The 21,407-nt window shown below is 63.6% G+C and carries 22 protein-coding genes; 9 read left to right on the top strand and 13 right to left on the bottom strand.

Annotated elements, in window-relative coordinates:
• Positions 1 to 112 precede the first annotated feature (112 nt).
• Together A3M3_RS0106275 and A3M3_RS0106270 are read right to left on the bottom strand one after the other, a co-directional pair.
• A complete protein-coding gene (locus tag A3M3_RS0106275) occupies positions 113 to 916 on the bottom strand; it encodes an IclR family transcriptional regulator (RefSeq protein WP_028265633.1) in 804 nt (267 codons plus the stop codon).
• Between the two features lie 187 nt (positions 917 to 1,103).
• Complete coding sequence (locus tag A3M3_RS0106270; RefSeq protein ID WP_028265632.1) at positions 1,104 to 2,627, bottom strand: PucR family transcriptional regulator; 1,524 nt, start codon at positions 2,625 to 2,627, stop codon at positions 1,104 to 1,106.
• Positions 2,628 to 2,742: 115 nt separating this feature from the next.
• Here A3M3_RS0106270 and A3M3_RS23965 point away from each other — a divergent pair, with 115 nt between their 5' ends.
• From A3M3_RS23965 to A3M3_RS0106250, 4 genes are all read left to right on the top strand, one after another.
• Positions 2,743 to 4,287, top strand: coding sequence for a purine-cytosine permease family protein (locus tag A3M3_RS23965; protein WP_051422964.1), 1,545 nt, complete (start codon positions 2,743 to 2,745; stop codon positions 4,285 to 4,287).
• Between the two features lie 76 nt (positions 4,288 to 4,363).
• On the top strand, positions 4,364 to 5,161 hold the full coding sequence (locus tag A3M3_RS0106260) for a creatininase (protein ID WP_035741428.1): 798 nt from the start codon (positions 4,364 to 4,366) through the stop codon (positions 5,159 to 5,161).
• Between the two features lie 197 nt (positions 5,162 to 5,358).
• Positions 5,359 to 6,843 carry an amino acid permease gene (locus A3M3_RS0106255; protein ID WP_028265630.1) on the top strand — a complete coding sequence of 495 codons (1,485 nt, stop codon included), beginning with the start codon at positions 5,359 to 5,361 and terminating at the stop codon, positions 6,841 to 6,843.
• Positions 6,844 to 6,891: 48 nt separating this feature from the next.
• The gene (locus tag A3M3_RS0106250) at positions 6,892 to 7,443 is read left to right on the top strand and encodes a hypothetical protein (RefSeq protein WP_028265629.1); all 552 of its coding nucleotides are present in this window, start codon (positions 6,892 to 6,894) and stop codon (positions 7,441 to 7,443) included.
• A 51-nt stretch (positions 7,444 to 7,494) separates the two neighbouring features.
• Here the strand turns inward: A3M3_RS0106250 and A3M3_RS0106245 are convergent, their stop codons facing one another.
• On the bottom strand, positions 7,495 to 9,387 hold the full coding sequence (locus A3M3_RS0106245) for a polysaccharide deacetylase family protein (protein ID WP_035741426.1): 1,893 nt from the start codon (positions 9,385 to 9,387) through the stop codon (positions 7,495 to 7,497).
• Between the two features lie 310 nt (positions 9,388 to 9,697).
• Between A3M3_RS0106245 and A3M3_RS23960 the strand changes: the two genes are divergently transcribed.
• Positions 9,698 to 9,994 carry a hypothetical protein gene (locus A3M3_RS23960; RefSeq protein WP_155854298.1) on the top strand — a complete coding sequence of 99 codons (297 nt, stop codon included), beginning with the start codon at positions 9,698 to 9,700 and terminating at the stop codon, positions 9,992 to 9,994.
• Positions 9,995 to 10,029: 35 nt separating this feature from the next.
• Complete coding sequence (locus A3M3_RS0106235; RefSeq protein WP_231497194.1) at positions 10,030 to 10,230, top strand: helix-turn-helix domain-containing protein; 201 nt, start codon at positions 10,030 to 10,032, stop codon at positions 10,228 to 10,230.
• A gap of 12 nt (positions 10,231 to 10,242) precedes the next feature.
• Here the strand turns inward: A3M3_RS0106235 and A3M3_RS0106230 are convergent, their stop codons facing one another.
• The 3 genes from A3M3_RS0106230 to A3M3_RS0106220 form a co-directional block, all read right to left on the bottom strand.
• Entirely contained in the window at positions 10,243 to 11,385 is a 1,143-nt protein-coding gene (locus A3M3_RS0106230; RefSeq protein ID WP_035741421.1) for a GGDEF domain-containing protein, read from the bottom strand.
• 91 nt (positions 11,386 to 11,476) lie between these two features.
• A complete protein-coding gene (locus A3M3_RS0106225; protein ID WP_028265625.1) occupies positions 11,477 to 12,220 on the bottom strand; it encodes a 3-hydroxybutyrate dehydrogenase in 744 nt (247 codons plus the stop codon).
• A complete protein-coding gene (locus A3M3_RS0106220) occupies positions 12,217 to 13,596 on the bottom strand; it encodes an MFS transporter (RefSeq protein ID WP_028265624.1) in 1,380 nt (459 codons plus the stop codon). Before A3M3_RS0106220 ends, A3M3_RS0106225 begins: the two co-directional genes overlap by 4 nt.
• A gap of 129 nt (positions 13,597 to 13,725) precedes the next feature.
• Between A3M3_RS0106220 and A3M3_RS0106215 the strand changes: the two genes are divergently transcribed.
• On the top strand, positions 13,726 to 14,628 hold the full coding sequence (locus A3M3_RS0106215; protein WP_035741416.1) for a LysR family transcriptional regulator: 903 nt from the start codon (positions 13,726 to 13,728) through the stop codon (positions 14,626 to 14,628).
• A 27-nt stretch (positions 14,629 to 14,655) separates the two neighbouring features.
• On the opposite strand, the gene A3M3_RS0106210 is transcribed toward A3M3_RS0106215, so the two are convergent.
• From A3M3_RS0106210 to A3M3_RS0106200, 3 genes are all read right to left on the bottom strand, one after another.
• Positions 14,656 to 15,564 (bottom strand): spermidine synthase, encoded by a 909-nt coding sequence (locus tag A3M3_RS0106210; RefSeq protein ID WP_028265622.1) that lies wholly within the window; start codon positions 15,562 to 15,564, stop codon positions 14,656 to 14,658.
• 71 nt (positions 15,565 to 15,635) lie between these two features.
• Positions 15,636 to 16,334, bottom strand: a complete 699-nt coding sequence (locus A3M3_RS0106205) for an O-methyltransferase (RefSeq protein WP_028265621.1) — start codon at positions 16,332 to 16,334, stop codon at positions 15,636 to 15,638.
• Between the two features lie 43 nt (positions 16,335 to 16,377).
• Positions 16,378 to 16,701 (bottom strand): thiamine-binding protein, encoded by a 324-nt coding sequence (locus tag A3M3_RS0106200; RefSeq protein WP_028265620.1) that lies wholly within the window; start codon positions 16,699 to 16,701, stop codon positions 16,378 to 16,380.
• Positions 16,702 to 16,771: 70 nt separating this feature from the next.
• On the opposite strand from A3M3_RS0106200, the gene A3M3_RS0106195 reads away from it, so the two are divergent.
• Positions 16,772 to 17,392, top strand: a complete 621-nt coding sequence (locus A3M3_RS0106195; protein WP_028265619.1) for a TetR/AcrR family transcriptional regulator — start codon at positions 16,772 to 16,774, stop codon at positions 17,390 to 17,392.
• 12 nt (positions 17,393 to 17,404) lie between these two features.
• Here the strand turns inward: A3M3_RS0106195 and A3M3_RS0106190 are convergent, their stop codons facing one another.
• From A3M3_RS0106190 to A3M3_RS0106175, 4 genes are all read right to left on the bottom strand, one after another.
• Positions 17,405 to 17,716, bottom strand: a complete 312-nt coding sequence (locus tag A3M3_RS0106190) for an AzlD domain-containing protein (protein WP_028265618.1) — start codon at positions 17,714 to 17,716, stop codon at positions 17,405 to 17,407.
• Positions 17,713 to 18,459, bottom strand: a complete 747-nt coding sequence (locus A3M3_RS0106185) for an AzlC family ABC transporter permease (protein ID WP_028265617.1) — start codon at positions 18,457 to 18,459, stop codon at positions 17,713 to 17,715. Before A3M3_RS0106185 ends, A3M3_RS0106190 begins: the two co-directional genes overlap by 4 nt.
• A complete protein-coding gene (locus A3M3_RS0106180) occupies positions 18,446 to 18,940 on the bottom strand; it encodes a DoxX family protein (RefSeq protein ID WP_028265616.1) in 495 nt (164 codons plus the stop codon). Before A3M3_RS0106180 ends, A3M3_RS0106185 begins: the two co-directional genes overlap by 14 nt.
• 123 nt (positions 18,941 to 19,063) lie before the next feature.
• Positions 19,064 to 19,918, bottom strand: a complete 855-nt coding sequence (locus A3M3_RS0106175) for a glycerophosphodiester phosphodiesterase (protein WP_028265615.1) — start codon at positions 19,916 to 19,918, stop codon at positions 19,064 to 19,066.
• Positions 19,919 to 20,037: 119 nt separating this feature from the next.
• On the opposite strand from A3M3_RS0106175, the gene A3M3_RS0106170 reads away from it, so the two are divergent.
• A complete protein-coding gene (locus A3M3_RS0106170; RefSeq protein WP_028265614.1) occupies positions 20,038 to 21,399 on the top strand; it encodes a DUF445 family protein in 1,362 nt (453 codons plus the stop codon).
• Positions 21,400 to 21,407 lie beyond the last annotated feature (8 nt).

Here is a 21,407-nt window from a genome sequence, read left to right as displayed (position 1 = left end):
GTGCTGTCCGGGATTACAGACCCAACTAGCTCGCATTTAATGTCGTTTTGAGGGCTCATAACGACGCTTACTGCGAGTCAGTTGGGCGGGGTTACAGAGGGCTGCTGGGAGGCTAGGCGGGGCGGCCGTGGATGCGCGCCGACAGCTCGTCCGCCGTCTTTTGGATTCGCGCGGCGAGGGCGGGCCAATCCTCGGCCGGCACCCGGTCCTCGAGGAAGGTCACGGCGACTGCCGCCGTCGGCCATCCCAAATGGTCGGTGACGGCGGCAGCCACCGAGCCGAATCCGGGGGTGACTTCGCCGTGTTCGGTGGCGTAGCCGCGCTGACGGACTTGGTCCAGGTGCGAGGACAGGGCCGAGTACTTCATGATGGGCGATTCCGTCTCGTGCCGGGCCGTGAATGCCGCCGCATTCGGATACAGGGCCCTCACCTGCGATTTCGGCAAGGCGGCCAGGATGGCGCGGCCGCTGGCAGTGAGGTGGCTGGGAAGCCGGACCCCGACGTCGGTCACCAGGGACGGACGGTTCTTGGCGCGCTCCTCCACGATGTAAAGCACATCGCGGCCATGGAGCACCGCCAGATGCGCGCTCTCGCCGATTGAATCGACAAGGGCGGCCAGTACGGGGCGGCCGAGCCGGGACAACGGCTCTTGCCGCGAGTACGCCGAACTGAGTTCAAAGGCACTGATGCCCAGCCCATAACGCTGCTCTTCATGAAGGTGTAAGACGAAGCCGTTGGCTTCCATGACGCCAAGAAGGTGATAGACGCTGGATCGGGGCAGGTCCAGCGCAGTGGCTATGTGGGACGCCGCCATCGGGCCGCGTCGGGAAGCGAGCAGCTTCAGGATGCGCAAGGTGTTCTCGGCGGCGGGAACCTTGGAAGCGGCCCGGCGTTGGGTGGACGACTGTATGGTCATAGCTCCTCTTCGAGTCCACGGAAGTATCCGGACGCCCGGCTGGCGCAGGCCATCAGGCGGGCGTCCGTGATCCCGTACTTAAGCGTGCGCCCCCTACGAAGGGTCGCAAGGCCAATCACATACCCAATTGTCTGGAATACCAGACAATTGCGATCCTAGTGGATCAGACTTGCTTTAGCCGGTCCCGTCATGTCCCCACAGACCCGGCAACCCCGTTGGCTGCCGCCTTGGCGGCAATGTGGATGTCAAACAACCTCCCGGAGGTACGCGGGTCCCCGCCCAAGAGTTCCTGGATCTTGTTCAGGCGCTTGTGCATGGTCTGCCGTTCAATGTTTAACGTCGTGGCGGAAGCCGTCGTGTTGCATCCCAATCCAAGCCAGCAAACCAGCGTTGCCAGCAGGTCCGTGCCATGCTTCCGGTCCCACTCCAGCAACTCCCCCAGACTTGAGCGCACATATAAGTCCAAAAATGCAGGATCGGGCACCGCGCCGAATACCCGCCGGCCCAGGAACTCCATGGCGTCAAGCACCTGGCCCTGGGCCGGCATGTCGAGTCCCAGGATTTCCCGTGCCTCCACATAAGACTCATGCGCATTGAGGCCGTCAACCACGTTCGGCCCGAAGGACGCGCAGACGTCAGAGCCGCCCACAGCCTCCCGCGCCGCCATAAGCAGCGCTTCGCGCGCCGCCCGTGCATTATTCGGTCCCAGGGCGAAAAGCACCACCAGCTCCCCGTCCCGCAGGTGGGATTTCACGTTCGCTCCCCCAGCACGCAGGGCACGTTCGACGGAGGAGAAGTTGACTCCCCCCCTGCCGGGCGTTCGGAATACGGCCACAACCGCTCCATGGCCGGGCTGCAGCCCGGCCTGCAGCCACATCCGCTGGATGTCGGCCGGGTCTCCACCCTCGATCACCGACTCCAGCAGGCGCGCCTCGGCCACTTGGGCCGGCGTGGGGCGGAAGGCCTGCGCCAAAGCCAGGGCCAGGATGCCGGATAGTCGATCGGCCGCCAGCTCCAACAGGAAGGGATCCGGCGACGGGGACCGCAGCGTGAGCCGGGCAGCAAGCTGCCCGCCGACCACAATGTCGGCCACGGCCATTGACTCCTGCTGTTCAACGGCGCTGCCCGCATGGCCCAGCGGCAGTCCATCGACAGCGGCCAGCGACACCTGTGCTGCCAGCCCCGTCGCCACCAGTCCAAGTATGGTGGGCAGGTGGGGGCCCCTGTCGGTGATCTGGCGTGCAATCCGGCGGGAGATGTCGTCAACCACGAGGTGGGCATCCGCCTGTTCATTGACCACTCTGCGGTTCACCGCCTCGGCAATGTCAACGAACGGCGCCACCGCGCGCAGTTCGATCAACGGCAGCCCGCTCTCATTGGCGGCGGCAATCAGCCCGTCCGGCAGCGGGGCCACCCGGCCGGCCGTCTGCACGGCCAGGGCCGCGACGTTCCGCCCCGCCAGGCTGCGGACATAATCATGCTGCTCGCCCGAAGGAAGGGCCAGTAGCGTCTCGCCACCCGAGAGCAGCAGCTCCCCTCCGCGCAGGAGCGGGGCAATTTCGAGCACCTCGCTTGAATGCACCCAGCGGACGACTCGCGCCAGCGTACCCGGGACATTGCTGCACAGCCGCGGGTCCGCGGCGGACATGGGCGCCGAGGCAAGGACTTCAGCAAGGGTGATCATGGACGTCCGAAGATTGGAGGGCGACATTTAGTCATCTGATAATGAATAAGTGTACTCATTATGTCTCTATATTGTGGGCCAAGTCACCAATAAGCTGGAGCAAGATTGCATTCCCCTCACAATGTAGTGAATCGAGTACGGCATGAACCGCACCAAACAACGGTCGAACGAATCGGCGACCATCGAGGTCGAAGATGTTCTGCAGCCCATCCCTGAATCGGCACGAACCACCAAACTCTCAGGCCAGTTCTGGATCTGGGCGGGAGCCAATGTCGCCCCCATCAACTGGATTCTCGGGGCCCTCGGCATCCAGCTTGGCCTGGGCCTCCGGGACACCCTCATCGTGTTGATCGCAGGAAATGCCATTGGCATGGCCGGCTTTGGATTCTTCGTCATCCTTGGCCAGCGGACGGGCGCCACAGGCATGCTCCTGGCACGCGGGGCCTTCGGCCGGCGCGGCGCCTACCTCCCGGCCGCCATCCAGGCGACCATCGCCATTGGCTGGTCCGCGGTGAACACCTGGGTCATCCTGGACCTGGTCATGGCCCTGTTCGGCATGATCGGCTGGGTGGACCCCAGCCAGCGCAACCTCTTGGTGCGCATCGCCGTTGCGGCCGTCATCATGAGCATTCAAGTGGCCATCTGCTATCGCGGATACCGGGCCATCGCCAAGTTTGAACGCCTCACAATGCCACCAACCATCATCGTCCTGGTTGCGATGTCCATCATCGCCTGGACACACCTTGACATTAATTGGGGCTACGCGGGTCCCGCCGGAGCAGTTTTGGAGGGCATGCCGCGAATCGCCGCTATGTCCGCCATCATGACCGTCATCGGCATCGGGTGGGGAATCGGTTGGTTCACCTACGCCCCGGACTACTCCCGCTTCGTTAGCCGCAAGGTCAAGCCGGCCAAGCTGTTCACGGTCAGCGTCCTGGGCCAGTTCCTGCCTGTAGTCTGGCTGGGCATCCTTGGCGCCAGCCTCGCAACAAAGAACGGCTCGGCCGATCCAGGGGAACTGATCGTGTCCAACTTCGGTACCATGGCCATCCCGGTGATCCTGCTGGTGATCCACGGCCCTATCGCCACCAACATCATCAACCTGTACACCTTCGGCGTCGCTTTCCAGGCACTGGATGTAAAGATCTCCCGACGCAAGCTATCGATCCTCGTCGGCATCTTGTCCATGGTTGCCGTCATAGCCTTCATGTTTGCCGAGGACTTTGCGACGATACTCGATACTTGGCTCGGGACCATTGTGGCTTGGGTGGCCACCTGGGGTGGCATCATGGCCGTCCACTACTTCATTTTTGAGCGCCACCACAAGGACTATTCCTACCTGTTCCTGGATTCAAAGTCCACGGCCCTGAAATCCGTCAATCCCATAGCATTCATCGCCTTCTTCGCAGGCATCATCATGACCTGGATGTTCATGTACGGCGGGATCCCGGCCCTCCAAGGCCCCATCGCCACGGCCATGGGCGGCATCGATCTGTCCTGGCTGGCCGGCAGCCTCACCGCATCGGTCGTCTACTTTGCACTCGGCTACCCCCGCTTCCGCAAGCGCATCAAGGCGGGAGTGCCACTCGGCATCCGGGTTGGACTGGATGAGGATGCCGTGCTGGCTGAGCACGGTGACGCCTGCGAGGAAAAGGTTCCGGCTCCCGAGCCGGCGCTCACGGCCTAAGACCTTCCCCACCACCCACCCGGCCGCCGCAGCACCTGCCATTGGCCAGCGGCCTTTACTGAGGAGCACCCCCGTTATGAACAAGTCAGTATTTCTGGAAGACCTGGATGCCTTTACCTACCGCGAAGCCCTGGCGTCCGGGGAGGCGATCGTCCTTATCCCGGTCGGTTCGTTGGAGCAGCACGGACCGCACCTGCCGTTGGGAACGGACACCATCCTGTCTTCGCATTTCGCAGAGGGTGTCGCCAAACGCCTCGGGGCACTCGTTGCCCAGCCCATCGTCTATGGGTACAAGTCACAGCAGAAGTCCGGAGGCGGCAATCACCTCCCCGGAACCACCAGCCTGGACGGCACCACACTCATCGGTGTGGCGCGCAATCTGGTCAAGTCCTTCCTTAACCAAGGCGTCCGGCACGTGGTCTTTATCAACGGGCACTTCGAGAACTACCAGTTCCTCTACGAAGGGATCGACCTGGCCTTGGAGGAGCTCGGAATCGGCCCGGGAGCGGAACAGAGCGTGCTGCTGCTTTCCTACTGGGACTTTGTCAGCCAGGACACCCTGTCCCGGGTCTACCCCGACGGCTTCCCGGGTTGGGAGATCGAGCACGGCGGTGTCCTGGAGACCTCGCTCATGCTCCACCTTGAGCCGGCTCGTGTGGCCATGGACCGGCTGGTCGATGGCCCTGCCGCCGTTCTCCCGCGCTTCGACCGGCTCCCCGTAGTGCCGGAGCGGACGCCGGCCACCGGCTGCCTTTCATCGGCAGCCGGGTCAAGCGCGGACAAGGGCGTGCTGCTCTACGGCCAAGTTACGGACCACCTCTCCCTGGAACTGGCCGGCGAGCTGCTTGGCCAGCCCGCAGTCATACCGGTCTAGGCTGCGTTCCCCTTAAAGGCGTTGATAGGAAGGCAGGCTGCAATCGACGAGGCCTGCCGACTTCACGCTCCATGGCCCCTGCATCGCGCGGCAGCGTCTGAGAACCGAGACAACAATGTGCCGTGAGACCCATCACAACCCGCCGCGAAATGGTCTGCTGGATACCAGTCCCCTCCCAATGACGAGAAGGTATTCGTATGCAGCAGGCACCAACAGCCGTCAGGACACCAGCGGTCCAAGCCGTCGAAGGCGTGGTAAGCACTGTTCTCAGCCGCGGCCTCAACGTCCGCCACATCCGCTTTATGGCCCTCGGATCGGCCATTGGAACAGGGCTCTTCTACGGCTCCGCTTCCGCCATCCAAAAGGCAGGCCCGGCCGTCCTGTTCGCGTACATCATCGGTGGCGCCGCCGTCTTCATGGTGATGCGGGCCCTCGGCGAAATGGCTGTCCGCCATCCAGTCTCCGGCTCATTCGGCCAGTACGCCAGCCGCTACCTCGGACCGCTCGCCGGGTTCATCACCGGCTGGACCTATGTCTTCGAAATGGCCATCGTGGCGATCGCGGACGTGACCGCCTTCAGCATCTACATGGGCTTCTGGTTCCCACAGGTGGACCGATGGATCTGGGTCCTGGCGATTATCCTGCTCCTTGGCGCCATGAACCTCCTGAGCGTCAAGGTCTTCGGGGAGCTTGAGTTCTGGTTCTCCCTCATCAAGGTGGTGGCGATCATCGCGATGATTGCGGGCGGGGCGGGGATCATCGTGTTCGGCTTTCACTCGGGCGACGGCGGTGTGGCACCAGGGATGGCGAACCTCGTTGAGCACGGAGGCCTGTTCCCGAACGGCTTCGAAGGGCTCCTGGCCTCGTTCGCCGTCGTCATGTTCGCCTTTGGCGGGATCGAAACGATCGGCATCACCGCAGGCGAAGCCGCCGACCCCAAGAAAGTCATTCCGCAGGCCGTCAACACGGTGCCGGTGCGCGTCCTGCTGTTCTACGTCCTCACCCTCGGCGTGCTCATGAGCCTGTTCCCTTGGAACGAAATAGGAAACAACGGCAGCCCGTTCGTGCAGATCTTCAGTGGCCTCGGCATCCCCGCCGCTCCCCACATCCTCAATGCGGTGGTCATCACCTCGGCGCTGTCCGCCATTAATAGCGATATTTTCGGCGCCGGACGCATCCTCTTCGGGCTCTCCCAGCAGGGACATGCTCCGAAGAGCTTCGGCAAGATCTCGCGCCACGGGGTTCCATGGATGACCGTGGTCCTGATGGGCGGCATCCTCCTGGTGGGCGTGGTGCTCAACGCCGTGATCCCCGAAAACGTGTTCCTGGTGATTGCCTCCATCGCAACCTTCGCGACGGTGTGGGTGTGGGTCATGATCCTCGCATCGCACGTCGCCATGAAGCGGGAGATCAAGCTCAGGGGCTTGCCGGCGTCGGAATTCGCATCTCCCTGGTGGCCGGCCGCGTCGGTGTTGACCATCGCCTTCATGGCCTTGGTAATCGTGATTCTTGGCGTCTTCGAGGACACCCGCGTTGCCTTATATGTGGGCGCAGTATGGCTCGGGCTGCTGGTGCTCGCCTACAGGCTGTGGGTCCGCGGTGGCGGGCTTATGCGGGCGGAACTGGTCGATGAAACTTCTCAGCCGGCCGGAATCCAATCCACGCGCGAATCTGAATCATAGACCCGGCAGACACGCACTCCATCCTGGGAAGGACCATCGACAAGCTTCGTGGTGATCTTCATCAGCACGTCGTACGACGCCCGTCCGGAGGCCGCCGTTGACCGTGTCGGGGTTCCGGAGAAGGCGACGGAAACAATGGTGAATGGCCGGGGCACCACCGTTCCGGTCACGATTGAAGAGTGGCTGGCATCGCTTTGCAGCCGGGCTGTGCAAGCATTCTCGATGCGCTGGACCCCCGAGGCGTCGAGCCCCGCTGCTGCCGGAGCCGGCGCGGCGGGAACAGGCGCAGCCGACGGTGGTGTAACCGGGACGTCGGGCTTTGCGCTGCCCGGAGCGGACGCCGCCGGGGTCGCGGCCTGGCTTGAGGGCGCAGCGCTGGCGGAAGCGCTGCCGGCAGCGCTGGCGCTCGGTGCCTTGGCGGAGCCCGTTGCCGATGGCGCCGCGCTTGCGGTGGCCGACGGCGGGGCGCCGGCATCTGCGTGTGATGCTGTCTGGGTAGCGTTGAAGGTGATCGCGCCGGCCAATCCCACCGCAACCACGCCCGCAACCACGATTCCTGCTTTTGCCGATTGTTTCATTGTTCCCAGCTCATTTCCCTGACCTTTGCGCGGCCAACGGCCGTGCCTTCCCCTGCGTGAAGCGCCCGATGTTTCACATTGCCGGCGCCCCGACCGTGTCGTACATGGCGTAGTCGTCAGTAGTCAGCGTGCCGTTGCTGAAAAGGTTCAGGCCGAAGCTCACGGCTGTGGCACCGTCCGGCAGCACGGGAGTGGTGAAGCTGGCTTGGGTATAGGTATCCGACGCCGCCAGCCAGGGACTCGAGGTCCAATAGACCCAAGTGCCCGTGGCGTCCCGGTAGTACACCGTGAACTGGGTCACCGCCGTCGACGTGTACCAGGTCCTGAGCGAATAGCTGTGGCCGGCGATGGCCGGCGGAGCGCAGCTGCCGTTGTCCATTGTCTGGAGCAGCTTGGCATCGCCGTCGGTGTAACCACTGACAGTGAGTTGGACCGCCGTCGTGCCGCTGTGCGCAGCTGGCACGGTGCTGAATCCCGGGGTATTCGTTCCATAGCCCCCGGTCTGCCAGCATTGCGGTGCCCAGCCGATTCCCGCCGTCTCAAGGCCGGCGTTCTGCACCAGGTTGGTGCCGGGAGCCGGTGGTGTCGGGGCAGGCGCTGTGGCGGTGTCAAACATTTCATAGTCATCGGTGATGAGAGTGCCGTTGCTGAAGAGGTTCAAGCCGAAGCTGATTCCATTTGCTCCCGCCGGGAGTGCGGGCGTGGTCCACGCAGCCTTTTGGTAGCTCGTCGCCGCAGCAAACCATGGGCTGGATGTCCAGTACTTCCAGGAGCCCAAGCCAGTTCTGTAGTACAGGGTGAATTGCGTGGGCACGGTGGAGGTGTACCAGGCTCCGATGTTGTATTGATGCCCCTCAGTTGCGGTGGGCGAGCACCCGCCCAGGTCCAGGGCCGGCAGCAATTTCGCGTCGCCGTCCACGTAACCGGTCATCACGAGCTTCTCGGCGACCGCGCCCGTCCGGCCAGGGCTGACCACGGAGTAGCTGGGCGTATTGGTGCCATAGCCACCGGCGAACCAGCATTGCGGCATTCCGCTCACCAGGGTCTCCAGCCCAGGGTTCTGCACAAGGTTGCCACTAGGCGCTTGGGGAGGCACCGCCGGGCCGGCGACCAGCGGCTTGACCGCTCCGCCGATCACTTGGTTGACGGTCTTCACCGTGGTCGTTGCGGGACGTGCCTTGAGCCATGTCAAGAATTGGTCGAAGAGGGCTGGTTGGATGTTCAAGGGGTCCGTGCTGTTCGCATCAATGTGGTGGAAGGTCAGCTGGACCCAGCCGCCCGCCGCCTCGGCTTGGGTGACCGAGGTCTGCAGATCAGCCAGCGTCCACGTGGAATCCACCTCATCGGGCGCCGCGGTGTTGTAGGGATTGGCCGGCGGCATCGTCTCAGCCAAGGCGCAGGTGGAACAACTGAAGCGCGTCTTGATATCACCCAGGCCACGGGCGCTGTTGTAGCCGCAACCCTGCGCGATGGTCTCGGCCGCTGCGTTCTCCGAAGCAAAGGGGTAGGCGAAGTCGGTGACCGAGAACCCCCAGTTGCTCAGGTTCACCCTGTCGTTGCAGATCTGTCGCTTGGCTTCGTCCGCAGGCAAGGTGATCAAGTCGGGATGGGTTACCGTGTGACCGCCGATCTCGTTGCCGTCCGCCACAAGTCCGTGGAGGTCCGCGACGGACAGGTAGCCGGGATTGTCCGTGAATCCGGAGGTGATGAAGAACGTCCCTGCCATGCCTTGGGCCTTCATCATTTGGGCCGCGTTCAGCTGGTCCGCATTCCCGTCGTCGAACGTCAAAGAAACCACGGTGGGATTAGCAGCTTGCGCGGCCGGGGCCGCCACTACCAGCCCAACGCCGGCCAAGGCGATGGCGGCAACAGCAGCGATCGCACGGGAACGACGACGGCGGGAGCCCGCCGTCGGAATGACCCGCGGCTTGGGCTTCTCTCGAGTGGACGGATTGGACAAGTTCATAGACAGACCCCATCTGGCTGCGGCTCAAGGAACCGTAACGGCACGCAGAACGGGGATACCGAACAGCCCCCGGAACTGACGGAACATTTGCCTTGAGCCTAGGGACCGTTCGCCCGGCCTGGCATGCGTAGCGCCTACCCGTCTTTTGCCGTCACTACTCGGCTCACCACTTGCCGGAGGCCGGGGATCCATCCGAGTAGTTGACTAAGTGCCGTGAGTGGCCTGTGTGGCAAAACGGGTGAAAGTCACTCCTGCGTCGCGAGTGTTAGGCGCCTACCGTGGGCACACCGGGCTGGAAGGAGTGGTTCTCATGTTTGATCCCCGATCAAGAGACACCCTAGGGGTGTTGGTGCCTGTTTTGCAGTGGCGCCGATTCGTGCTGAGCCCACGACTGCGCCAAGCACTTTCCCGGGCCGCGGAGCTGGCCAAAGCGGCGTCGTCCCCTTTCAAAGTTGGCGACTACGTGTCCGGTGACGATCCTTTCAACGGCCGCCAAGAAGGCGTCATAACCACCATCAACGGCTCATCGATCGGGTTGCGGACAACCGCCCCCATGGCCGGGGCTGTTGTTTACTACGACTACCGCCAGTTGCGGAAGCCGTGGTGAACATGTCCGCCGCCGGCTTTCCAGCCAACCGTTTCATGACAATCGCAGAGGTCGCCGAGGCCCTGCGGGTATCCAGGATGACTGTTTACCGGCTCGTGAATTCGCACGCCATCCATGCAGTCCGGTTCGGGCGGTCCTACCGTGTTCCGGAATCGGCGGTGGAGTCCTACATTGAACATGCTGCCGTGGACGAGGCCGAGCAAAATGCGCGCGACGACGGCCGCCAGCACGATTGACAGGCGCGGCCGTTAGGACGTTGCACAGACCGTGCGGTTCCGCCCAAGGGACTTGGCTTGGTAAAGGGCTTTATCAGCGGCGGCGATCATGTGCGTCACCTCGGCGTCGCTCGCCGTGCTGGGAGCGATGCCGTAACTCACAGTAGGGAATGTGATGCCCTCCGGGGACTCTGCCGCGGCCAAACGTCGGCTGATTTCGCTCGCAACGATCTCGGCGCTCTCCACGTTGGCTCCTGGAAGCAGGATGGTGAATTCCTCTCCCCCATACCGTCCAACGAGGTCCGTGTTGCGGACCGAAGCCCGGCACGCGGCGGCAAATGCCTGAATGGCCGTGTCGCCCGCGGCGTGGCCATGGCTGTCATTAAGGGCCTTGAAATGGTCGAGGTCGGCAAGGATCAAAGTGGAAACAGAGCCTGCAGAGTGCAATCTGTTGATTTCCTGCGTGGCCAACTCCATGAAGGCCGTGCGGTTGAGGAGCCCCGTCAGGTCGTCGTGGGTTGCGCGTTCGTTTAGCCCATTAATCAGCTGCTCGTTGCTTAGCGCCGTCATGCTGAAGGACACCGAGACCAGCAGCACCATGGTGACGAGGCTGGTGGCGGACGAGCTGAGATAGGTGCCGAAGTCCGGGCCGTCCGGTCCTTCCACGACGTACGCGATCCCTTGACAGAGAAAGAATGCGGCGAGGACTCCCGCGGCCACTGCCAGGGACCGGTGGGCGCGTGAAACACTGGGCTTCAAACGCCACAGCTCAACAGCTGCCAAGCCCATGCCGGTGGACATCATGGCCAGATACACGAGTCCGCCGGACCATACATTCGTGGCCGGGTTCTCGAGCGCCGCGGCCACCGCGGCGACGATGGGTCCCGCGAGGAGCTGCCACCACGGCATCGGGAGCAAACGCAACGAACGCGAACCAGCCCACACGCTGAAGGCTCCCGCCACCAGCAAAGTGTTGCCGAGGAGGGGCGCCCAGATCTGCAGTGACGTCCCGCTGAGCAAGTACGCCACGTTCCCCGAAAGCAGGAAAACCAAGGCGAGGCACCACCAGCCGCTATACGGGGAGCGGGTCCGGCGGAACGAAGTGAAAAACAGCAGGCAGAGGGTAAACGCGACAACACCCAGAGCTATCTTCAGACTGACCGGATCGAGACCCATATTCGCTTCCCCTCGTGCGATATAAGCCTACGACACCACAGATGATTCGGCCCGGTAACCACCGTCGAACCTTTGCCGAGCCGAGCCGGCGTCAGCGGGCGGACCAGCCCCCATCCATGGTGTAGCTTGCCCCGGTGACCATGCCGGCGTCGTCGGACGCTATCCATGCGGCCAGCGACGCTACTTCCTCCGGCTCCACGAGTCGCTTCACGGCGGACTCGGTCAGCATGACCTTCGCGAGGACCTCGGACTCCGGGATGCCGTGCAGCAGGGCCTGGTCAGCGATCTGCTTCTCGACAAGGGGCGTCCGCACGTACCCCGGATTGATGCAGTTGGACGTGACCCCGTGCTGGCCGCCTTCGAGGGCGGTCACTTTGCTGAGCCCCTCGAGCCCGTGTTTGGCCGAGACATATGCGCTCTTGAACGGCGATGCCCGCAATCCGTGGACCGAAGAAATGTTGATGATCCGGCCGAAGCCGTTGGCGTACATGTGCGGAAGTGCGGCCCGGATGAGCAGGAAGGGCGCCTCGAGCATGAGGGTCATGATGCGGCGGAAGTCTGCCGGTTCAAACTCCTCGATGGGAGCGACCTTCTGGATGCCGGCATTGTTGACGAGGATGTCGCAATCGAGGCTGAGGCCCGCCAACGCTTCCGTGTCGAGCAAGTCGACGGCCCAGGCGGTGCCGCCCAGCGTGTCGGCGAGCGCCGCGGCTCCGGCTGCATCGACGTCGGCCACTACAACCTTCGCGCCGCGGGCGGCGAGGGCTGTGGCACATGCTGCCCCGATGCCGCTCGCCCCGCCGGTGACCAGGGCCTTGCGGCCTTCCAGGGTCATGCTCGGACACCCGCGGGAAGGCCGTGGCGGACGGCATCGGCATTGTCGACGTCTTCAAGCGCGACGCCGCGGGTCTCCTTGAGCGTCAGCACGACGACGGCGGTAATGGCGCAGGAGATCACCAGGTAGATGGCGGTGGGAAGCCATGACCCGGTGTCCTTGAGCCACTCGGTCGCGAGGAGCGGGGCCAGCGAACCAGCGAAGATCGACGTGACCTGCGAGCCCAGCGAGACGCCCGAGTAGCGCATGCGGGTGGGAAAGAGCTCGGTCATGATGGCCGGCTGTCCTGCGTACATGAAGGCGTGCAGGCACAGGCCGATCGTCACGGCGGCAACGATCACCACGGGGTTCTTGGTGTCGAACATGGGGAAGGCGAAGAACGGCCACGTGGCGCCGCTAATGGCGCCGATCAGGTAGACCGGCTTGCGCCCCCAAGTGTCTGCCAGCCTTCCTAGCTGGGGAATGATCACGAAGTGGGCCACGTGTGCAATGAGGAGCGCGAGCAGCAAGGACGAGGTGTCGTACTTGTCCACGGCCTTGAGGTAGACGATGGAGAAGCTCACCACGAGGTAGTACATGATGTTCTCCGCGAGCCTCAGTCCCATGGCCTGCAGGATGCCCTTGGGGTACTTGCGGATGACCTCGCCGACGCCGTAGCTGACGGCTTGTTCTTTCTCCACCTGGGCCTTTGCCTCAAGGAAGATCGGTGCTTCGGTCACGTGGGTGCGGATGTAGTAGCCCACGAAGACGATCACGGCGGAGAGCCAGAAGGCCACACGCCATCCCCAGCCGAGGAAGGCTGCGCTGCTGAGGGTGGTGGACATGATGAACAGGACCAGCGTGGCGAGGAGGTTGCCAACCGGCACGGCGGCCTGCGGCCAGCTCGACCAGAATCCGCGGGACTCCTTAGGGCTGTGTTCTGCCACCAGGAGCACGGCGCCACCCCATTCGCCACCCAGTGCAAAGCCCTGGATGAAACGGAGTGCCACGAGCATGGCCGGCGCCCAGTAGCCGAGGTCGGCGAAACCGGGCAGGCAGCCCATGAGGAAGGTGGATACGCCGACAATCACGATGGTGAGCTGCAGTGTGGGTTTGCGGCCGAGCCTGTCGCCGATCTGGCCGAAGACGATGCCGCCGAGGGGCCGGGCCACGAAGCCCACCGCATAGGTCAGGAATGCTTGGATGATGCCGTCGAGATCGTTGCCGGTGGGCGGGAAGAAGTACTTGCCGAATACCAAGGTCGCCGCGGTGGCGTAGAGGAAGAATTCGTACCATTCCACCACGGTGCCCACCATCGACGCGGCAACGATCTTCTTGAGGCCTGCGCCTTTGCTTGAGGCCGTGGCGCCTGCATTGGAGCGTTGTCCTACGCTCATCTCCATCTCCTTAGTGTCTGCGCTGACACGCGTTGTGATCCACAACACGAAATGCTCCACTGAGTATTGCCGCACATTCCTAGTGCATCAATAGTCAAAATGGCACCATACATGTGCAGAATTGCAGATATGAACCCGAATCCCGACGACCTGCTGGTCCTCCTCGCCGTATCACGCTCAGGAAAATTCACGACGGCGGCCCAAGCCCTGGGGCTGAACCACACCACCGTTTCCCGAAGGATCGCCGCGCTCGAGAAGGCACTCGGCGGCCAGGTCCTCGCGCGGGCGGCAGGCGGCTGGGAAGTCACCGAGCTCGGGGCCGAGGCAGTGGGCGTAGCCGAGCGGATCGAAGCTGCGGTGGGCACGCTGGGACCGGAGGACCGCGCACCTGACCCCATTGCCGGCGTCGTACGCATGACCGCAACCGACGGTTTCAGCGCGTATATCGCGGCACCTGCCGTGGCCCGCCTGCGGCGATTGCATCCCGGGCTCACGGTCGAGATCATCACGGTAACCCGCCGGGCCCTCCAGCAGCGTTCCGGCCTGGACGTGGAGGTTGTGGTGGGCGAGCCCCAAGTGCACCGGGCCGAGGCGTTGCTGTTGGGCGAGTACATGCTGGGGATGTACGCCTCGCGTGAGTACTTGGCTTTTCACGGGGTACCCGGCACCGTGGAGGAGTTGACGCAACATCAACTGGTGTACTTCGTGGACTCCATGCTGCAAGTGGACGATCTCGACGCCCCTCGCCGCTTGGTTCCCTCCATGCGCGACGGCTTGAGCTCCACCAACGTCTTCGTCCACGTGGAGGCGACGCGCGCCGGGGCCGGAATCGGTTTCCTGCCTTGCTTCATGGCGGACCGGCACCCGGACCTTGTGCGGCTGCTGCCCTCGGACTTCGCGGAGCTGCTCCCTTACTGGATGGTCCTCCGGCCCGACTCCATGCGCCGCCCGGCCGTCGCCGCCGTCGTGCAGGCCCTGCGAGAGGAGACGGCCGCGCACCGCGAGCTAAACCCGGCGCGAACTGGCAGTTAATGCCCTCAAATTCGCGTTTTAAGGGCATCAACTGCCAGTTCGCCCCTGGGTTTCGGAAGGGGGATCGTGCCGGATCTGGGCCCCGACGGCGAACGCCCGGACCTTGGCATCGTTCCAGATGTGCGCGGGAACCGCTCCACCGAGTAGTTTGCGGGCCAGTTGCGGATCGTTCCCGAAGGGTTCCTGGCTCCCGGCCATGATCATGTTGCCGTACCGGCGCCCCTTGAGCATGGCCGGATCGGCGATGATCATCGTGTGCGCAAAGGTGTCCGCGATGGTAGCGGCGTCCTCGCGGGCGTTCTTGAGATCGGGGGCATCGCCGGAATTCACCACATAAAGCCCACCCGGAGTCAGCACCCTCTGCGCGTGATCGTTGAATTCGCGGGTTGTCAGTGCCCTGGGAGTGAAGGCGCCAGCAAAGACGTCCCGGATGATGAGGTCCCGGGTGTCCGGAGTGAGGCCCTCGGTGACCTCCCTGGCTTCGCCCGCCCGGATTCGAAGCAACGGGGCCTTAGGGAGATCGAACCAGCCACGGACGTATTCGGCCAGCTTGCCATCGAGCTCCACCACCACTTGGCGCGCGTCCGGGTAGGCGGCATGAAAGTACCTGGCGAGTGAGCATGCTCCCCCGCCAAGATGCAAGGCGCGCAACTTCGGCGGCGACTCGGGCGGCCACTTGGATTCGACCAAAGCCGCAATCCAACGCATGTACTCGAAGTCCAGGAACAACGGCTCTGCGACATCGATGTGCGAACTCATCACACCGTTGATCCTCAAGAGCCAACCGTTGGAGTTATCCGGGTCAGCAACGAGTTCGCAGTCGCCGGTGTCGATGTAGTACACGCCCTCCACCGGACCATTGGGCTTCGTGCCGGCGGGTACCTCAATGACCCCGGCGACTTGCCCGGCGGTCCTGCCTTTGCCACGCTTTGCCACTACAGCCGCCCTCTTCCGGTCATGCTTCAACCCTAATTGACGCCGGGGTCAGGGATTCAACACTGTTAGCCTCAGACCACCCGGGCAATCGCGAAGCCGTCCCACCCCTTGGATCCAACCGTTTGGATGGCCGTTGCATCGAGGCGCGGATCCTTGCCCATCATTTCCAAGGCGCTCACGATGCCCGGAGCGTTCACCTCGTCCATGGAAGGATCCAGAATGGCGCCCTCCCAGATGACGTTGTCCATGACAATCACCGTTCCCGGCCTCCCGAGCCGGATGGCCCAGTCCAGGTAGCTGGAATCGTTCTCCTTGTCGGCATCGATGAAGACAAAGTCGAATGGGCCGTCCCGGGCGGGATCCTCGGCCAGCGCGGCGAGGGTCTCCAACGCCGGCCCGATCCGGATGTCCACCTTGTGGCCGATCCCCGCCATGTCCACGTTCGCTCGGGCAACCTCAGCGTGCTTTGGCAGGTATTCGCACGTGACCAGGCGTCCGTCGTCGGGCAGTCCCTGCGCCATCCAGATCGCGCTGAACCCGGCCAAGGTTCCGATTTCCAGCACGCGCCGCGCACCGCACAACTGCACCAGCATCTTGAGCAGCTTTCCGGCGTTGGGCGCCACTTCGATGGGCGGCATCCCGGCGTCAAAGGCTGACTCCACCGCGTGCCTTAGCGCCGCATTCGGTCGAACGACGGCGGCGGACAGGTATTCCTCGACGGCCGCCCAGGTGGGCTGGACCTTGTGTTCAAAACTGGGGTGTTCAAGCATGGCCCCAGTCTGGCATCGGGCACAGGGCCGAGGGAAGGACCGGCTATTCGCCTTTCGCGATCGCGTTCTCCAGTCGCTCCACTTTGCCGGTGAGCTCTCCCGTGTACCCAGGCCGGATATCCGCCTTGATCACCAGGGAAACCCTGTTTCCATATTTTCCGACCGCCTCGGTGGCGCGCTTGACGACGTCGAACACCTCATCCCATTCGCCCTCAATGGTGGTGAACATCGAGTCCGTCTGGTTCGGGAGCCCCGATTCGCGGACGATCTTCACGGCCTCGGCAACGGCGTCGTGCACCGAGCCATCGACGGATACGGCGCCAGCAGCGGGCTGGCCGGAAGGGGCAACTGAGAAGGCAAGCAACATGAAACCAGTCTTTCACGCGCAAGAATGTCACAAAAGTGACGGACGCCCCTCCGTTGCTACTGTGAGCAGCATGGACCGGCCCGTAGAACGCAAGCCCCTCAGGGCTGATGCTGCACGCAATGTGGACAAGATCATCACAGCCGCACGCCAGTGCTTCCGCGAGCTGGGGCCCGAGGTTCCGCTTCAAACGATCGCGGCCACCGCTGGTGTCGGCCCGGCTACCCTGTTCCGCAACTTCGCTGACAAAGAACAACTCGTCCTCGCCGCACTGTCGCGGGAGCTCAGGCTCCATGTGGACCCGGTCGTGGAAGAGTCCCTCGCGGGCATGGATGCCGCCGTCGGGCTCATCAACGTGATCGACGCCGTGGTGCAGGTTGCCAGCGAAGACGCGAACCTGCTTGGCGCCGTCGCCGGCCGCCGCGGGCTGCTGGTTGGCATCACCGGCGGCTTGATCGACTCCATGGCTGAACTGCTGACGCGCGGCCAAGGCCAGGGTTCGCTGCGCAAGGATATTTCGATCGAGGACATGGTGCGACTTGTTGCCATGCTGATCGGTGCCGTTGACACCATGGAGCAGGGATCCCGCGCATGGGAGCGGCCGGTTGCCCTGCTTGAAGACGCCATCCGCAGCGAACGTCCGTCGCGCCCCCTGCCGCAGCAAACCCCCATCCCAGGGATGGCGTTCGAGTAGATCGATTGTCAGTCAGTGCCAACCAAGCAGGCGAAGGCAAGCGGCCGCCGCTGATCCGACGATGACCACTACGAGGAAAGGTGCCCGCAGCCACAAGGCGATGGCCCCCGCAGCCAGTGCTCCGAGGCGGGCGTCGAAGGCGAGGGCCTGCCCCGACGCCACCGCGTTGACCACGGTCAGGGATGCCAGCAGGCCGATGGTCATGGTGCCGGCCACGCGCATCATCCGGGGACTCCGCAGCAGCTTCGCGGGCACGAAATAGCCCGAAAGCTTGGTGAAGTACGCAAGTCCACAGGCGACAAGGATCCAAAGCCAGAGGTTCATTCGACGCTACTTTCCCGGCTCCCGTGGCCACCCTGGCCGTGCGCGTAAGGGTCGACGTCGGGCTCCATGCCTTCATCGCTCCGTCCGTGACTGAACCAGCCGATGGCTCCGGCGACTACGGCAGCTACGAGGATGGGGACGCCGGCCGGGACAAACGGTACCGCAATGACGGTTGCCAAGGCAGCAGCTGCGGCAATCGCCCAGGGCTCCCGGCCCTTGAGTCGCGGCCACAGCAAACCCAGGAACGCCGCAACTGCGGCCCCGTCGAGCCCCCATTGCTTGGGATCGCCCAAAGCATCGCCAGCCAAGGCGCCCACTGCCGTGAAGATGTTCCACAGCAAGAAAATGCCGATACCCGCTGTCCAGAAGCCGCGGCGCCGTTCATCCTGAGAGCTTTGGCCCGATGCGGTGGCCGTGGATTCGTCGATGGTGATGTGGGCTTGAGGATATTTGAGCCAGCCTTTGGGGCGTAACAGCGCGTTCATCTGCATTCCGTAAATGCCGTTGCGCAGTCCCAGCAGGGCGGCAGCGGTCATGGCGGCAACCCCGGATCCGCCACCGGCCACCACACCAATGAACGCGAATTGCGAGCCACCACTGAACATGAAAAGGCTGAAGGTCATGGTCTGCCAGAAAGTGAATCCGGACGCCGAGGCCAACGCCCCGAACGAGATGCCGTAGAGGCCTGTTGCGATGCTGATGGACAGGCCGACCTTCACAGCCGGGGATTCACGGAGTTTCATACGGGTGTTTCGCTCCGGCCAAGCTCCATGCCCACAGGATCAGGGGCAGCTGCAACGGGAGCCGCAACGTATGGATCCGCCGCTCGGACGCGGTTCCGCCAGCACCGTATGCGCGGCGGAGCGCATCCACGTGGCCGGCCAGGAATGCCGTGAACATCAATGCGGTGCCGCGTGCTGCGGCCTTGCGCGTGGCAGGAATCAAGAGCCCGACGGCGGCAGTCGCCTCGAGCAGCCCGCTCAGCGCGATCCACTCCTCCCGCGACATGACCGCCAAGGCGCTATTCCGCGGGTTGGTCGGGCTGTGTTTGTTTTCGAGGTCGACGGACCCGGTCCCGTCGTCTTCACGGCAAAGGTAGTCCGGGACCACCGAGGTGAAGAACTTTGGCTGCTGGAAGTGCTTCTTGGCGCTGACAAGCAACAGTGCACCCATGGCCGCCGCGGAAATTGTCTGGGTTGTCCGGGCGGACCATGAAAAAGGCATGTCTTCATGCAACCACAGGCCCGCCCGGCGCGGTAACCGGCGAGTTGCGTCACGCCGTCGTCGCAGCCCAACTGACTCGCAGTTGTTGTCGTTATGACGCCTCAGAACGACAACAATTGCGAGCTAGTTGGGAACCTCTAACTGGGCGATGACCTGGGCCGGCTTGTTGGTGGTGATCTCGTGAATGCCCAATCCTTGGCACAGGGCAACATCGTTCTCCGTATCGACGGTCCACACCCGGAAGCGCCGGCCGGATTCCAACCAGCGCTGAACGGTGCGGGCATGCTTGCGAACGTAGTCGATACCCGGGCCGGCGAGCCCAACCTCACAGTCATCCAGGATCCGTTCGCCCTCCTGCTGGGCTGCCTTCATGAGGTTTGCCACGGCTCCCCCGGTGATGACGCCCAGTCCAAGTTCATCGCGGACTTCCTCCACGGTGACGTCGTCCACCAGTTGGCAAATGTGCTCCGCAGGAACGGACTGGAGCAGGTGCTTGACCGAATCCGGGCTGAAGCTCATGAAGGAAACCCGGACGTTGTCCAACGTGGACGTCTCCGCGTTCCAGCCTTCGCTGCCCAGAAGCTCCAGTACACGGTCTTCGAGCTTGAGCTGGTAAGGGCTGGGGTGCTTGAGTTCAATGGCCAAGCCGATCTCCCTACCGGCACCGCGCAGGATCTCCAACAGCTCAGGGAGCGTCAGGAACTGGTCCGATTTCGCGCCATATTGCTCTGGAATCCGGGCGCCCTTCCAAGAAGAGAAATCCAGCTGACGCAGCTCCTCGAGTGTCTTATCGGCCACTGGACCTGTCCCGTCCGAGGTGCGGTCCAGATTTGCGTCGTGAAGCAGGACGACGTGCTGGTCCCGGGTCAGGTGGACATCGCCCTCGACGCCGTCGGCGCCGTCGGCGATTGCCTTCAAGTATGCGGCACGCGTGTGCTCCGCGAATGCCGCACTGGCTCCGCGGTGGGCGTAGACCATAGGCCTGGGGTTTTGCTCTGGGCTTTGCTCTGGGCTGTACTCTGTGCGAGCGAGCTTGTCATTCTTCATGGAGACACGGTAGCCCACGCCCATGGCAGCCACGGGGCTACGCTGGGCACATGCAGGTGAACTCTGAACAAACCACGGTGACGGACAGCGACAGTGGCCTCCCGGGAGGGGCTCCGCGGCACGGAGGCTACGGCAAGGCCTCCACGGTTGCGGCCGACGTCGGGCAGCGGAACGGTGACGCCGAAAAGGCGGCTGCCCTGCGCCGGATGAAATCAGTGGCCTTGGCACTCCTGATCGTCATGGCGGTAGTTTTCACCGCCGCTTTCGCCTTGCAAAAGCAGTATCCGTGGCTGGAATACGTGCGGGCCGCAGCAGAGGGTGGCATGGTGGGAGCGCTGGCCGACTGGTTCGCGGTGACCGCACTGTTCAAGTACCCCATGGGGCTGAAAATCCCTCACACAGCCATCATCCCGCGGCGCAAGGACCAGATCGGCGCCTCGCTCGGGGAATTCGTGGAGACCAATTTCCTGTCCGAACAGGTGGTCCAGGAAAAGCTTGCGAGCCTTGACGTCGCCCGGAAAGCCGGAAAATGGCTCGGGTCTGCCGCGGGCGCCGAGCGCGTCGCAAAGGAAGGGTCAGCGCTGATCCGAGGTGCGTTCACGGTGCTGAACGACGACGACATCCAAGCAGTGATCGAGGGCATGGTCCGCAAGCATTTGCTCGCACCGCCGTGGGGGCCACCGGTGGGACGGATGGCCGAGCGGCTCTTCGCCGAAGGCCACCACCACAAGCTTGTGGATCTCCTGGTGGATCGCGCGGCCGACTGGGTGGAGGCGAACCACTCCACGGTGAACCGGGTCGTGTCCGACCGTTCTCCCCTCTGGGTTCCGTCCTTCGTGGACGACCTGGTGGGCGACAGGGTCTACAACGAGATTGCCAAGTTTGTCCGGGCGGTGCAGCGGGACCCCGATCACCAGGTGCGCCAGTCAATCGACACGTATCTCGGGGACCTCGCCCAGGACCTTCAGCACGATCCCGCAATGATTGCCCGGGCCGAGGGAATTAAGACCCAGATCCTTGGTGATCCCGAGGTCCGCGAACTGGCTTCCCGCACGTGGGGCACCATCAAGAACGCGCTGCTCACCGCCGTCGACGATCCCGACAGCGAGCTGACTCAGCGTTTCAAGAGCGCCATGCGGGACTTCGGCACCCGGCTTGTCAACGATGACGAGTTGGCAGGCAAGGTGAACGCTTGGATCGGCGACGCTGCCGGCTACCTCGTCAAAACGTACCGCTCCGACATCGCCGGGGTCATCACGGACACCGTTGCCCGCTGGGATGCCCAGGAAACCTCGGAAAAAATCGAACTCCAGGTTGGCAAGGACCTGCAATACATCCGCATCAACGGAACCGTGGTGGGGTCGCTGGCAGGGCTGGCAATCTTCGCCGTGGCGCACTTGGTGTTCGGCTGACTCCCCCC

It is taken from the genome of Arthrobacter sp. MA-N2, from assembly GCF_000517125.1.
In the GTDB taxonomy this organism is placed as follows: domain Bacteria; phylum Actinomycetota; class Actinomycetes; order Actinomycetales; family Micrococcaceae; genus Arthrobacter; species Arthrobacter methylotrophus.
The sequence above is the reverse complement of the archived record's forward strand: the minus strand, read 5'-3'. Positions and strand labels throughout refer to the sequence as shown.

What these genes read in the sequence shown, in the direction of transcription:
- A3M3_RS0106220 (WP_028265624.1), bottom strand. Translation starts at nt 13,596, where the DNA reads ATGAGCGTAGGACAACGCTCCAATGCAGGCGCCACGGCCTCAAGCAAA.
- A3M3_RS0106245 (WP_035741426.1), bottom strand. Translation starts at nt 9,387, where the DNA reads ATGAACTTGTCCAATCCGTCCACTCGAGAGAAGCCCAAGCCGCGGGTC.
- A3M3_RS23960 (WP_155854298.1), top strand. Translation starts at nt 9,698, where the DNA reads ATGTTTGATCCCCGATCAAGAGACACCCTAGGGGTGTTGGTGCCTGTT.
- A3M3_RS0106185 (WP_028265617.1), bottom strand. Translation starts at nt 18,459, where the DNA reads ATGAAACTCCGTGAATCCCCGGCTGTGAAGGTCGGCCTGTCCATCAGC.
- A3M3_RS0106260 (WP_035741428.1), top strand. Translation starts at nt 4,364, where the DNA reads ATGAACAAGTCAGTATTTCTGGAAGACCTGGATGCCTTTACCTACCGC.
- A3M3_RS0106195 (WP_028265619.1), top strand. Translation starts at nt 16,772, where the DNA reads ATGGACCGGCCCGTAGAACGCAAGCCCCTCAGGGCTGATGCTGCACGC.
- A3M3_RS0106180 (WP_028265616.1), bottom strand. Translation starts at nt 18,940, where the DNA reads ATGCCTTTTTCATGGTCCGCCCGGACAACCCAGACAATTTCCGCGGCG.
- A3M3_RS0106215 (WP_035741416.1), top strand. Translation starts at nt 13,726, where the DNA reads ATGAACCCGAATCCCGACGACCTGCTGGTCCTCCTCGCCGTATCACGC.
- A3M3_RS0106255 (WP_028265630.1), top strand. Translation starts at nt 5,359, where the DNA reads ATGCAGCAGGCACCAACAGCCGTCAGGACACCAGCGGTCCAAGCCGTC.
- A3M3_RS0106175 (WP_028265615.1), bottom strand. Translation starts at nt 19,918, where the DNA reads ATGGTCTACGCCCACCGCGGAGCCAGTGCGGCATTCGCGGAGCACACG.
- A3M3_RS0106235 (WP_231497194.1), top strand. Translation starts at nt 10,030, where the DNA reads ATGACAATCGCAGAGGTCGCCGAGGCCCTGCGGGTATCCAGGATGACT.
- A3M3_RS0106170 (WP_028265614.1), top strand. Translation starts at nt 20,038, where the DNA reads ATGCAGGTGAACTCTGAACAAACCACGGTGACGGACAGCGACAGTGGC.
- A3M3_RS0106275 (WP_028265633.1), bottom strand. Translation starts at nt 916, where the DNA reads ATGACCATACAGTCGTCCACCCAACGCCGGGCCGCTTCCAAGGTTCCC.
- A3M3_RS0106205 (WP_028265621.1), bottom strand. Translation starts at nt 16,334, where the DNA reads ATGCTTGAACACCCCAGTTTTGAACACAAGGTCCAGCCCACCTGGGCG.
- A3M3_RS0106225 (WP_028265625.1), bottom strand. Translation starts at nt 12,220, where the DNA reads ATGACCCTGGAAGGCCGCAAGGCCCTGGTCACCGGCGGGGCGAGCGGC.
- A3M3_RS23965 (WP_051422964.1), top strand. Translation starts at nt 2,743, where the DNA reads ATGAACCGCACCAAACAACGGTCGAACGAATCGGCGACCATCGAGGTC.
- A3M3_RS0106190 (WP_028265618.1), bottom strand. Translation starts at nt 17,716, where the DNA reads ATGAACCTCTGGCTTTGGATCCTTGTCGCCTGTGGACTTGCGTACTTC.
- A3M3_RS0106230 (WP_035741421.1), bottom strand. Translation starts at nt 11,385, where the DNA reads ATGGGTCTCGATCCGGTCAGTCTGAAGATAGCTCTGGGTGTTGTCGCG.
- A3M3_RS0106200 (WP_028265620.1), bottom strand. Translation starts at nt 16,701, where the DNA reads ATGTTGCTTGCCTTCTCAGTTGCCCCTTCCGGCCAGCCCGCTGCTGGC.
- A3M3_RS0106270 (WP_028265632.1), bottom strand. Translation starts at nt 2,627, where the DNA reads ATGTCGCCCTCCAATCTTCGGACGTCCATGATCACCCTTGCTGAAGTC.